We start from the raw sequence: 12,957 nt of genomic DNA, 5'->3' as shown, positions 1-12,957 counted from the left end.
GCAAGCGGCGCCAGCGCCCCATGACGGTGATTCGCGGCCGCTCCTGTCCCTGATGGAGGTGCGCGAGCCGGCGAGGCGCTGGGCCGACGGCACCGTGTCGGTCGTCCTCCTGGTCCCCGCGCAGGCCTTCCTTTACGGTCCTTTCCTGCGCTTAGAAGAGGGGCGGTACCGCATCTCGTTTCGGTGCCGGGTGCGCATGCCGCTACAGGGCGAGCATCCCGTCATGGGCCTCGAAATCATCGCGCAGAATCGGATGCTGCGCGCTTGGCGCGACTACACGGCGGGCGAGCTTCGCAGTGGCGAGCTGAGTTTGATCTTCGAAGTGCCGCGGGAGTTGAGCATAGAGAGCGGCGCCGATGCCCCTTTCGAGTTCCGCTTCACTCATTTCGGCAATGCGTTTTTGACCATGGCTTCGGTCACGCTGCATCGCGAAGCCTCCGCCGTGCCGCTGACTGAATCACCGTGCGTGCTCGCGCCGTGGCGATTGCTCGGCCGGTTGCGGACTCTCCCCATCCCCGGCGCGGTGCGTCTGACGCCCCTTTCGATCACACGCCTGAAACTGGGCCGCAGCTCGGGCGTTCTGCGGCTTCCGGCCGGGACCTATCGCGCCGATGTCATCTGCGAGCTCAAGCGCATGCGGAGCGCGTTGGAGGCGGCGCTCGAAATCGCTGTCGAGACGCGGGACGGCATTGTTTTGGGGCGCGCCCGGTTCCGGGCGGACGAGCTGGCAACGGGGCGCGTCTCGTTCGAATTCGCTGTTCCAAAAGATCTGAGCCTCGATGTCGGCGTGCCGCGCACGATCGATATCCGGCTGCGCCACTTCCGCAATGCGGATGTCGTCCTCCGCTCGCTCGATCTGCGCAGGCTATCCACGGAAGTAGCGCCATCGATTTTGCCGGCACGGGGGAGAGCGGCGGCCGCCACGTCGGTCAAAAAGCAGATCGTGATCTTCGGGAACTGTCAGGGCAATCTGCTGGCCGAGGCGCTTCGCTACCATTCAGGCTTCTCGCGGCATTTTTCGGTCAAGCACCACTACATGGAGCTTCCGGCGAATCTGCACGAGCAGGGCAAGCGGGATCTGGAGGAGTGCGATATGCTCCTCGTCCAGGACATCCGGGAATGGGATCGGTATCCGCTGCGCGCCCATGTGCCGAGCGACCTGCCGACGCTGCGTTATCCTTGCGTTCGTTTTGCCTCACCCTGGCCGTTCGACGCATTCAACGGGCCGGACGACAAGCTGGCCCGCAATCGGGACTTCCCGAATTTCGAGTTCACCTATTTCGACGGCTTGCTGGCACGCCTGCGGCGAGAGATTCCCGATCACGAGCGACGGTTCAAAGCGTATGAGACGCTCGAGGTCGATCGGCTCATCGACTTTAATCGCCTGCATCGTTTCGAACAGGCTCGCCTCGAGGACATGGACCGGAAGTTCGAGGCAGGAATCGGCGCCTACATCCTCGAGAATTTCAGGACCAGGCAAACCTTCTATACGACCGCTCATCCCAACGGCCGCATCATGAAGATGCTGGTCCGGCAGGTTGCGAAGGAACTCGGGCTTTCGCTCCATTTCTGGCTGCCGGGCTCGCTGGATTCACTGCGTCGTTTGCAGGTCCCGATCCATCCGAGGGTCGCGGCGGCACTGCAGATCGGATGGGCCGATGCCAGGCGGAAATACCTCGTTCGCGGCCAATGGGTGACCTGGGAGGATTATTTCCGGAAATACATCGCCTATTACGGCTGAACGGGCACGCGTTCGCACCTTTCCAAGGTGACGGTTCTTTCAGATGGCGCGCGGGCGGCGGCCCTGGGGCTCCTCGTCATAACTGCGGCGTTCTTCGCGGGCGAGTTCGGCCGCATAGCTCGCGAGCAGGTGGACGAAGGCCGCGAAGAAGCCGGCCGCCATCAGCAGTACGGTGATGTCGCACCACGTCATGGACAAGCCGGCGAACACGAATTCGGGCGCGCCGAAAAAGAAGATCGTCGTGTTCATCAGGATGATGAGCAAACGCATTTCGGTCGGCCCCCAGCCGACCAGGGAAATGTGAAACTCTCCTGATACACAGGCCTTGACCAGCGAATAGATCGACAGCGCGTGGTAGCCAGCGAGCGCCAACAGGGCGATGTCCATCCGCACATAAGGCGAGAGCCCCATTCCCAAGCAGATCAGCAGGTTGCCAATGACATCGATCGTCTGGTCGAGGAAGTATCCGTATTTCGGCCGCTCAATCTTCCTGAAACGCGCGAGATTGCCGTCGAGCGAATCACCGAGCCAGTGAAATACGAGGCCCAACGAGGCCAGCCACAAAAATCCGGCTGACCAAGCGGTGAGGACATAACCTACCAGCGTAAGAGCCGCGCCAACGATGCCGAAAGCCGTCAGAGTATCCGGGGTCATTCGCGCCGGCACACGCCTGACGAGCCAAGCCAGCGCCTTCCGCTCGACAGCGCCGACAAGGCTGTTATTGATGCGTATCACGGACGTTTGCTGGTTGAATGGAATGGTGGAGCTAGCTATTGCCGAGTACGCTGCCGGTTTCAAGCATCGTCGGCGAATAAACCGTATTTCATCACAAGGTCGGATCGTGGCCCGCTCGGGGCGACATATTTTGAGACCGTAACGATCGGCAATCGAACTCAGCCAGCCCTGTAGGATTCCTCCGTGCCGATCGCCTATGACGCCACGCGACTCTTCTTGGGGCCGCTGTCCCTGACCCCGCGCGGCATTGACCGGGTCGATCTCGCCTATGCGCGCTATTTCTTCGAGCATGAGAAGGGCGATTGCTGCGCCATCCTTCCGACGGCCTGGGGCACACGTGTTTTTCCGCGTGAGCGCGTCCTGCGCGGCCTGGCCCGATTGGAGGAATTGTGGGCCGAGAACAAGCTGCCGGCGGTCGACGGCGCCTGGACGTCGCTCGCGCCGACGATGCAAGCCGGAAAATCGTCGTGGTACCTTCCGTCGAGCGGTCCCTTGACCATGACCGCCCGGATGAGCTCGCTCATCAAGGCAACTGGTATCGGCTTCGGTGACGATGCGGCGAGCACGCTCAAGCACAACACAGTGTACGTGAATGTCGGCCAGGTCGGCCTCGCCATACCGGCCTTGCTTCGCTGGCTAAATAAGAGGCCGGATATCCGACCTCTTTTCATGCTGCACGATGTCATCCCGCTTGAAACGCCGGAATACGTAGCGCCGAGCGCGGTCAAGGCGCATTCGGTCATGGTCGATCAAACGGCGCGCTACGCTGCGGGCCTGATCGTCACGACCCGAGCTGCTCAGAAAGCGATCGCGGTGGAGTTGGAGCGCCGAGGCGTCAAAGCGCTGCCTACGCTCGCGCTGCCCTTGCCGGTTCCGTCGATCTTCCGTCACCCGCCTGACCCAGACCCGACGCTCGCTTCCATCCCGTATTTCGTGGTCTGCGGCGCGATAGAACTACGAAAAAACCATCTAATGCTTTTGGAGGTCTGGAAGCGCTTGCATCGTCGTCTCGGGCCGAATACGCCCCACCTCGTGATCGCGGGAGCCAAGGGCTGGCAAGGCGACCTGATTCTCGATCGGCTGCGGCGCTCAGGTGATGTAAGCGCGCAGATTCATGTGCTCCACGGCCTGTCTACGCCAGCGCTCAAGCGCGTCATCAGCGGTGCGCGCGCATTGTTGATGCCGTCCTTCATCGAGGGATTTGGCTTGCCTGTTGTCGAAGCAGCGGCGGTCGGCACGCCCGTCATCGCCTCCGACATCCCGGCACATCGTGAAGTGGGGCATCCTGAAACGGTCTTCGTCGATCCGATCGATGGCCTGGGCTGGGAGACTGCCGTCATGTCGCTGTTGTCGGCCGAGCCGCGCCGCCTGGCTCCTTCGCCGGGCTACGCCAGTTTCACCTGGTCCGATTACTTCGAGTCGCTTTCACAGTTCGTCCATAAGATCGAGGCCGGTGGCGCGATCTAAAGTTTAACTCGTATTGTATTTTGCACGGGTGGCCCTTATCAGCAGATCGGGTGTGGCGGCATGACTCTGCCGTAATATACCTGCGCTGATTGCACGGGGTCGTCGGGATTGCCGAAGTCTATGTCGTTTCGAAAGCCGTCGACTGTCACTGAAGCCGCTATTGTCGGCGCATCGTGCATCCTGCCCGGCGCGAATTCGCTCGCATCATTCTGGGAATTGCTGCAGGCCGGCCGAAACGTCGTGGCGCCAAGGCCGCACGGGCGCTGGAATATCGAGCGGTTCCTTCGGCCGGGCGACCCCGCTCCTGGCTTCTCCTATACTTTCGCTGGAGGGTATCTCGACGATGCCTTCGGCTTCGATCCGGCGCCGTTCAATATTTCGCCACGCGAGGCGCAGCAGATGGACCCGCAGCAGCGCCTTCTGCTGACGGCGACGTGGCGAGCCTGCGAGGATGCTGGATTGCCTCCGTCATCGCTGGCGGGCCGCAATATCGGCGTCTATGTCGGCGCCTCGCTTGCCGATTATCAAAGTGTCGGCGCGTTCGATCCAGCCGTCATCGGCAGTCACTTCATGACGGGCAATGCCCTGTCGATTCTCGCCAACCGGCTATCCTATGTCTTTGACCTGAAGGGGCCGAGCTTCACTGCCGACGCGGCGTGTTCGTCTTCTTTCGTGGCTCTGTCGCAAGCTGTCGCGGCGCTGCGAGCCGGGGAGATCGAGGTGGCGATCGTCGGCGGCGTGAACATGCTGCTTTCGCCGGTTCCCTTCATCGGCTTCTCGCAAGCCCGGATGCTCTCGCCAACAGGGTTATGTCGCCCGTTCTCGGAAGCTGCAGACGGCTATGTGCGCTCCGAAGGGGCGGTGGTGCTGGTGCTGCAACGGGAGCCCGACGCGGTCGCGGCCGGGCGCAGGATCCGCAGCGTGGTCGTCGCCGCCGGCACGAATGCGGACGGCCGGACCAATGGCATCTCGCTGCCCTCAACGGAATCTCAGCAGCATTTGATCGAGACGATCTACCGGTCGGCGGGGCTCGACCCTGATGCGCTCGCTTTTGTCGAGGCGCACGGAACGGGGACGAAGATCGGCGACCCCATCGAGGCGGCGGCTATCGGCCAAGCATTGGGGCAGCGCCGGGCGAGCCCTCTGCCGATCGGTTCGGTCAAATCCAATATCGGCCATCTCGAGGCTGCTTCGGGCCTCGCGAGCTTGTTGAAGGCGAGCCTCGCGCTGGAGCATCGCGTCGTTCCCCGCTCGCTGTTCGCGGAAGAACGGAATACGGCCATCGCCTTCGATGACCTCAACCTCTCGCCCGTCACCCAGTCGCTTGCGCTGCCATCCGATGGCCGGGAGCTCTTCGCCGGCATCTGCAACTATGGCTTCGGCGGCACGAATGGCCATGCCATCCTGCGCACGGCACGAAGCAATGAGGCCGCCGAAGCACACAAGCTGTCTTCACGCTCCGCCGAAGTGCTGCTGGTCTCAGCCAGTACAGCGGAAGCGCTCAAGACTCGCTCGCTGCAAATCGCGGAGACGATTTCGGGCGGCCAAACGAGTGCCCATGTGGCGGGCGGCCTCGCATATCAGCGAGAGGTATTGCCGCATCGCATTGCCATTCCGCTTGCTGGCGAGGCAATTGCCGCAGCGGATGTGGCCAATACCCTGCGCGCCTTCGGGCAGGGCTCCGATGTGCAGGCCCGTGCCTCGACAGCCGTGGTCCATGGCGCGGTCCGCGACGCCGTCTTCGTCTTCAGCGGGAACGGTGCGCAGTTCGGACAGATGGGCGTCGCTGCCTATCGCGGCAACGCGGCCTTTCGGCGTGAGATTGACGAGATCGACCGCCTCTACGCAGAGATCGCCGGCTGGTCGATTGCCGACTGCCTGCGGGACGGTGTCTCGCCCGAGCAGCTCGAGCAAACCTCGATCGCGCAGCCGCTAATCTTCGCCGTGCAATCGGCCCTCGCAGCCGTTCTGGCCGAATACGGCATCCGTCCTGCCGGGGTCCTCGGTCACAGTGTCGGAGAGATCGCGGCTGCGGAGTGTTGCGGGCTGATCTCCCGGAGCGACGCCTTACGCATCATGCACAAGCGCAGCCGGCACCAGGAGGCTGTGCGCGGCAAGGGCCGGATGCTGGTTCTGGCGAGCAACTCTTCGACTGTCGAGGATCTGTTGCGGCAATCCGGGGCGGATGAGGTCGATATCGCCGCCTACAACAGCGCTACGTCGACGACGGTATCTGGGCCTGCGGGACAGCTCGAAACCCTTGCGCGGTTGGCGCGCAAGAGCCGAATTGCCTCTGTCCCGCTGTATGTGGACTATCCGTTCCATTCCCGCGCGCTCGATGTCGTCCGCGAACCCCTCGTGCGCGATCTAGGCGGAATCGTAACCCAGCCGCCGCACACGCCCTTCTATTCGACCGTAACGGGCCGCGCGCTGGCGCACGAGGAACTGGACAAGTTCTATTGGTGGCACAATATCCGCCGCCCCGTCCGCTTCGGCGAAGCGGTCGAGACGGCACTGGCGGCGCATTCCGATGCGGCTTTCATCGAAATCTCGCCGCGAGCCATCCTCGTTGGCCCGATCTCCGATATTCTGAAGGCAGCCGAAATCCAGTGTCCGGTGCTGTCGACCCTGTCGACCAACGACGCGATGGATCGGGATCCGGTCTGCGCGGTGGTCGCTCGTCTTGCAGTCAACGGTATCGCTCACGAGCAGCGGGCTGTTTTCGGCGACTCTCCGGCCAAGATCGAAGATCTACCGCCCTATCCGTTCCAGCCGGAGCAGTATCACTTCGAAGGAACGAATGAGGCGATCAGTGCTCATGGCCGCCTGATCGCAAGCGTGCCTTTGCATCCGCTACTCGGGGCCCGACTCTCGGACGGCTCACCGGAATGGCGCAATCTCATCGATCCGGTCTTGCTGCCCTACCTCGACGACCATCGTGTCGACGGCGGCGTGGTCATGCCGGCGGCGGGGCTGATCGAGCTCGCTCTGGCGGCCGGCCGCGAATTGTTCGGCGCCGTGCCGCTGGAGATCGTGGAATTCGACATCACCAAGGCGATGACGTTCGCCGAGGATGAGACACGCGAGATTTCGACCCGTTATTTCGAGCATACAGGAACGGTCGAAGTCTGGAGCCGGCGTCGTTTCGCCGGCGGTGACTGGATCTTGCATGCCCGCGGAACGCTGGAGCCGCTAGGGAAGGCCGCGGCGGCGCAAGTGCCTGAAATTCCCGAGGTCGAGGATCCCATCCTCAGCGAGGCAGCGGAAATCTACACGGCGGCCGAGCGTGGCGGCCTGGACTATGGAGCGCGCTTCCGGGTCGTGCTCTCGACGCGCCGGGACGAGACTGTCGGCGAAAGCAGCTTGTCGGTTCCCGAGGGGGGCACCGGTGCTTTCAACGATTCGCATGTGCTCCACCCGATCTCGCTGGATGGCAGCTTCCACGGGCTCTTCCTTGCGCGTCCTCAACGCGATGGCGAGCGCAAGGCTCACCTTCCGATCCGCTTTCGTCACATCCGCGTCTGGAAGCCGGCGACGAAGATTACGCGTTCGGTGACGAGGCTGCTGCGGGAAACCGAGCGCTTCAAGACGCTTTCCGTCGCCCTGCTGAGCGAGGATGGGGAGCTTGTCGCCGCGATCGAGGCCGCAGTCCTGCGCTCGGTCCATCTGGTCAAGCCATTCATGATCGAGCGGACGTTCCGGCAGGAGCATCTGTCGATCGCGCCAGCAACCTTGCCGAATGCCGTGGGCGATTCCTTGGGCGCCAGCGGTCCCCAGACCGGCGAGACAAGGCAGCTTTCCCTGCTGCTGAAGGCATTCGCCGTTTCGCTGGCGCAGCGGCTCTGCCGCGATCTGCTGTCGCCCGAACGCGGCGACAGCTTAGAAAGCGTTGTCGTCGACGGCACGGTTCCGCCAGTGGCTCAGCCGCTGTTCGGATTGGCCCGCGATGTGCTGGCAATGGCTGGTGGCCTGGACAGCACGGAGCACGGCACGCGACTGTCCGCGACCTTCGCACTTCCGTCCCCGGAAACCCTGCTCGGCACGCTGCTGCAGCGGGTCCCGGCCGCGAACCGTGAGCTGCGCTTGGCTGCCCAGGCGCTGAGCAACGCGGGCCCGTTCCTGCGCACGGGGGAGACCGATGCTCGCCCCGTCGGCTTGGCCCACGATCAATGGAGCTTGCTCGGGTTTTCCGCAGCAATGCGGAATCTGGTGAGCAGCACGCTCACGACCTGGAGCGTGGTCGCTGGCAGGCCCCTGCGTTTGCTCGTCGCCGGCGATTGGAATAGCGGGCTCGCTGAGGCTTTGGCCGAGGCGGTCCAAGCCGGCCGCGCCCGGGTCACGGTCGCCGTTGCGAACGCGGCGAGAGCCGACGAGCAGAGACATTGGCCTGGAGCCGGCAGCCTGTTCGACATGCTCATCCTTGATGGCGTCGAGAAGTCCGCCCCCGCTCGTTTCGATGCGCTCATCGGCTTCGACATGCCGCTTTCGCAGCTACGGGTTACCAACGAAGCGGCGATACGCGGTGCGTTGGATCTGCTTGTCGGCGAAGCGCCAATCCTGCTGGCGGGACCCGTCGAAGATCTACATCTGTCCTTCCTGCTGGGGGCCTCCACACCTTCTGTTTGGCAGGACCAGGCAAGTGCGGCGCATGGCGGTTTGGAAGGGTCTCGACGCCATTTGAAGGAAGCCCGCGCCACAGCCATCGAAGAACACCAGAGCGCAGACGGCATGCTGGCGCTGCTCACGGCCCGGGCAGTTGCTCCCGACCGGCCGCAGGTTGCACCCGAACATTTCGCAATTGTCGCCGCGCCGGGCGCAGGCGACCGCCACGATCGCTATGGCTTGGTGGCCGAGTTCTTCGATTGCGATCGCATCGAAACGCTTTCCGCCTGGCTCGAAACGCTGCCGGAAGGCGACCGAGCGACGATCGTCGTCACGCCTGAGTTTTCGGAAGCGGTACCAGGCAACAGGCTTTCTGCCCGTATCGAGACTTTGACGGAATTGTTGAAACTGCTTGCGGCTGCTGCGGAGCGTCCCTGTCGGATGGTGGTTCTGACCGAGAGCAGCCAAGCTGTCGATTCCGAACGCGTGGGTGAGGATGCCAGTGTCTGGGCCTTCATGCGCGTGGCCATCAACGAATTTCCCGAGATCGACCTGCGTCTCGTCGACCTCTCCGATTCTGCTCTGGAGAACGGCCTCGCCGATATCCTGACCTTGGACAATGCCGAGCGTGAGCTGCGGATCGCTTCCTATGGGGTCGAGGTCGGCCGCATTCGACGCGGCATCGAACCTGAGGCACCGATCGGCCCGGACGAGCGCGCGGTGCTTCACTTTGCCGACGGCGTTGGCCTCGACGGTTTCGAATGGCAACGGAAACCGCGCCTGGCCCCGCAAGCAGGCGAGATCGAGGTCGATGTCGTCGCCGCAGGTCTGAACTACCGCGACGTGATGGTCGGACTCGGCCTTCTCGATGACGACCTCCTTGGTGCGGGACTGACCCGCGCGGCGCTTGGCTTCGAATGTGCGGGCAGGGTGAGCCGGGTTGGATCGGGCGTGACGCGCCTACGGCCGGGGGACCCCGTGATGGGCTTTGCCACCGGCGCCTTCGCCTCCCATATCGTTTGCCCCGATTGGCATTTCTTTCCTGTTCCGGAAGGGCTCGATCTCGAAGCTGCCGCGACGATCCCCGTCGTGTTCTCGACGGCCTGGTATGCGCTGGTCGAGCGTGGCCGGATCCGCGCCGGCGACGACGTTCTGGTTCACGGTGCCGCCGGTGGCGTCGGCCTCGCGGCGATCCAGATCGCGAAGCTTCATGGCGCGCGCGTTTTCGGCACTGCCAGCAGCCAGGCTCGCCGTGCGATCGCGTCCGCCGCTGGGGCGGACGCAGTCTTCGACTCGCGTCAGGAGCGTTTCGCCGGCGAAATCCGCAAGCGGTTCGGCAGCGTCGATGTCGTTCTCAATTCGCTGGCCGGCTCCGCGATGCTCGCGAGCTTCCGCCTGCTGAAGCCGTTCGGGCGCTTCCTCGAACTCGGAAAGCGTGACTTCCTCGACAACACCCAGCTGGCCTTGAGGCCATTCCTGCGCAACATCGCCTATAGCGGCATCGACCTGGACGAGTTGCTCGCGGCTGATCCGGAACTGGTGCGCGGGATGATGGCGAAGCTGTCCGAGGCCTTCCAGACGCAGGGGCTGCGGCCCCTGACATACCGAAGCTTCGATGCATACGAGGTCGGCGCAGCCTTCCGCACGATGCAGGCCTCCGAGCATGTCGGCAAGATCGTGATCCGGCCGCCAAATGTGGCGCGAACCGACCTCGCCTCGATGAGCTACAAAGTCCGCCCGGGGCTCCATCTCGTCGTTGGCGGCACGGCGGGGCTCGGCTTCGCAACGGCGCATTGGCTTGCCCGCAAGGGCGCTTCGCATGTCGCGTTGTTGTCTCGTCGCGGGGAAGTGGACAAAGACCTTGCGCCGCGGCTAGCCGAGATGCGGGCCGGCGGCACGCGGGTCGTCGTCGAAGCGCTCGACGTCTGCGACGGCCCTGCCGTAGCGGCCACGGTCGAGCGCCTGGCCCGCGAGCACGGTCCCGTCCGGGGCGTGATCCATACGGCGGTACATCTCGACGACGGTTTGATCGCCAATCTTTCTTTGGAGCGCCTTCAGGCGGTTCTGCGGACCAAGGTCGACGGTGTCATCAACCTGTCGAAGGCGACTCAGGATGAACCGCTCGACTTCTTCGTAGCCTATTCGTCGGCGACGACGCTGATCGGCAGCCCGGGGCAGGGGGCATATGTTGCCGCAAACGGCTTCCTCGAAGGGTTCATGCGCGGCCGCCGCCGTCAGGGGAAGCCCGGCCTCGCCATCGGTTGGGGCGCTATCTCCGATGTCGGCCTCATCGCCCGGGACAAGCAACTCGGGCAGCGCCTGCGGCGGACGACTGGAGTCGTTCCGATGCGCTCATTCGAGGCGCTCGCGCATCTGGGCCGGCTCCTGAGTCTCGGGGAGGCTGCCGATCCGGTGCAGTTCTTCGCCGGAATCTCGCCCAGTGGGGGCTCTGACAAGCTGAACCTGCTCAAGAGCGCAGCCTTCATCGATCTCGGTCACCCCGGTGGCGAGGTGCGGGCGGTCCACGCCGAGGACCTTGGCTCAACCCTGCGCGGGAAGACCCGGGAGGAAGCCATCGGGATCGTCACCGGTGTTCTGCGCCGCGAGGTGGCGGAAATCCTGCGCATGGCGGAAGGCAAGGTCGATCTGACGCGGCCACTTGCGGATCTCGGCCTCGACTCGCTGATGGCCTTGGAGCTCCATATGGCGCTGGAGGAAGCCATCGGCGTTCAGATCGCGGTGGTCGGCGCCGGCGACCGCAGCCTCCTCGACATGGCCGGCACGATCGTCGATCAGCTCGATCAAGCCGAAGCGGAAGTCGAGCAGGCTCCAGCCGAGAATATGCAGGCAACGATCATCAGGTTGGCCAACGTACATTCGAAGATGGATCTCTCGCCTGAACAGGCGGGTCAGGTCGAGGCGATGGTGCGCCGCGCCAATGAAGGTGCCGCTGAATGAGCGATGATACCGCACCTCTCTCCGATGGCGCGCTGGCCAGTCTTCTCGCCCGGATGGACGAGGCGCCGCGCGCTGTGCCCGCTCCGGCGCGCACACCACGGCCACAGGCACGCGCCAGCATCGCCTTCGAGGATCATCCGCTTTACCAGCAGATGAAGTTCCAGCGGAGTTTTGCCGACTTCGCCAAACTGCAGAATCCCTATTATCGTCTACACGACGTCCGTGCGGGGGCGACATCGGTGGTCGAGGGCAGGCCCGTCACCAACTTCGCCTCCTATGATTATCTCGGGCTGAACGGCCATCCCGAGATTACGGAGGCGGTTGTGAAGGCTATCGCAGAATACGGTAGCTCTGTGTCGGCCAGCCGGATTACGGCCGGCGAGCGCCGGGTACATCGCGATCTCGAGCAGGCGCTGGCGCGCAATTACGAGGCGCAGGACTGCATCGCCTTCGTCTCCGGCCACGCCGGCGCGGTCTCTTCGATCGCGACGCTGATGGGGCCGAAGGATCTCATCGTTCACGACGCCCTGATCCATAACTGCGTCGTGGTCGGGGCCCAGCTGGCCGGCTGCGCCCGCAGGCTGTTTCCGCATAACGATCTCGACGCCCTCGAAGCCATGCTCGCGGCCGAGCGGCATCGTTTCGAGCGGGTGCTCATCGTCAGCGAGGGCTTGTTCTCGATGGATGGCGACGGGCCCGACCTGGCGCGCCTGATCGAGATCAAGACCGATTTCTCGGCCTGGTTGATGATCGACGACGCGCACGGCCTTGGTGTCCTCGGGCCGACTGGGCGCGGCATTTTCGAGCATCAGTCCGTCGCGCCGCGGGGCGTCGACCTCTGGCTCGGCACGCTGTCGAAATCCCTGGTCAGTTGTGGCGGCTATGTCGCGGGCTGCGCCGCCGTCGTCGACCTTCTCAAGCACCAAGCGCCGGGTTTCGTTTACAGCGTGGGAATGCCCGCTACCAACGCGGTAGCCGCCACTGCCGCGCTCGATCTGATGGTGCGCGAGCCGGAGCGCGTTCTGTGTCTGCAGCGTCAGTCGCAACGCTTCCGTGAACGGGCTCGCTCCGCCGGGCTCGATACGGGAGAAAGCTGGGGCTTCGGTGTGGTTCCGGTCGTCATCGGAGAGACTGTTCCCACAGTCATGCTGGCCGAGCGCCTGCTGGTGCAAGGCATCAACGCCTTCCCGATCGTGCCGCCCGGGGTTCCCGAAAAGGCGGCGCGGCTGCGCTTCTTCATCAATGCGACGCATAGCGACGCCCAGATCGACGATGCCGTCGATTGTCTGGTCCGCGAGGTGAAGGCCTTGGGCGATGTCTCGCTGAACGAGATTTTGCGTCAATAGGCCGTGGCTTCACGCGCTATCGGTCAATCATATGAAATGCGCGGCTTGATTCGGCGTCAGGCGGGCTACCCCGGCTGCGACGGGGCGTTGCGAACGATATCAGGAAAG

The 12,957-nt window shown here is 63.9% G+C and carries 5 protein-coding genes; 4 read left to right on the top strand and 1 reads right to left on the bottom strand.

Annotated elements, in window-relative coordinates; all coding sequences use genetic code 11:
• Positions 1-52 precede the first annotated feature (52 nt).
• Entirely contained in the window at positions 53-1,741 is a 1,689-nt protein-coding gene (locus AB4Z16_RS06295; protein WP_441510474.1) for a WcbI family polysaccharide biosynthesis putative acetyltransferase, read from the top strand.
• Between the two features lie 39 nt (positions 1,742-1,780).
• Here the strand turns inward: AB4Z16_RS06295 and AB4Z16_RS06290 are convergent, their stop codons facing one another.
• A complete protein-coding gene (locus tag AB4Z16_RS06290) occupies positions 1,781-2,539 on the bottom strand; it encodes a CDP-alcohol phosphatidyltransferase family protein (protein ID WP_441510473.1) in 759 nt (252 codons plus the stop codon).
• Positions 2,540-2,659: 120 nt separating this feature from the next.
• Between AB4Z16_RS06290 and AB4Z16_RS06285 the strand changes: the two genes are divergently transcribed.
• The 3 genes from AB4Z16_RS06285 (at position 2,660) to AB4Z16_RS06275 (ending at position 12,849) form a co-directional block, all read left to right on the top strand.
• Positions 2,660-3,943, top strand: a complete 1,284-nt coding sequence (locus AB4Z16_RS06285; protein WP_441510472.1) for a glycosyltransferase family 4 protein — start codon at positions 2,660-2,662, stop codon at positions 3,941-3,943.
• Between the two features lie 120 nt (positions 3,944-4,063).
• A complete protein-coding gene (locus AB4Z16_RS06280) occupies positions 4,064-11,503 on the top strand; it encodes an SDR family NAD(P)-dependent oxidoreductase (RefSeq protein WP_441510471.1) in 7,440 nt (2,479 codons plus the stop codon).
• Complete coding sequence (locus tag AB4Z16_RS06275; protein ID WP_441510470.1) at positions 11,500-12,849, top strand: aminotransferase class I/II-fold pyridoxal phosphate-dependent enzyme; 1,350 nt, start codon at positions 11,500-11,502, stop codon at positions 12,847-12,849. The genes AB4Z16_RS06280 and AB4Z16_RS06275 overlap by 4 nt, the downstream gene beginning before the upstream one ends.
• Positions 12,850-12,957: the final 108 nt, after the last annotated feature.

This window comes from Allobosea sp. TAF32, assembly GCF_052113585.1.
In the GTDB taxonomy this organism is placed as follows: Bacteria; Pseudomonadota; Alphaproteobacteria; order Rhizobiales; family Beijerinckiaceae; genus Allobosea.
Note: the sequence above shows the minus strand (reverse complement) of the source record. Positions and strands in the feature narration are given on the sequence as shown.

What these genes read in the sequence shown, in the direction of transcription:
- AB4Z16_RS06295 (WP_441510474.1), top strand. Translation starts at nt 53, where the DNA reads ATGGAGGTGCGCGAGCCGGCGAGGCGCTGGGCCGACGGCACCGTGTCG.
- AB4Z16_RS06280 (WP_441510471.1), top strand. Translation starts at nt 4,064, where the DNA reads ATGTCGTTTCGAAAGCCGTCGACTGTCACTGAAGCCGCTATTGTCGGC.
- AB4Z16_RS06275 (WP_441510470.1), top strand. Translation starts at nt 11,500, where the DNA reads ATGAGCGATGATACCGCACCTCTCTCCGATGGCGCGCTGGCCAGTCTT.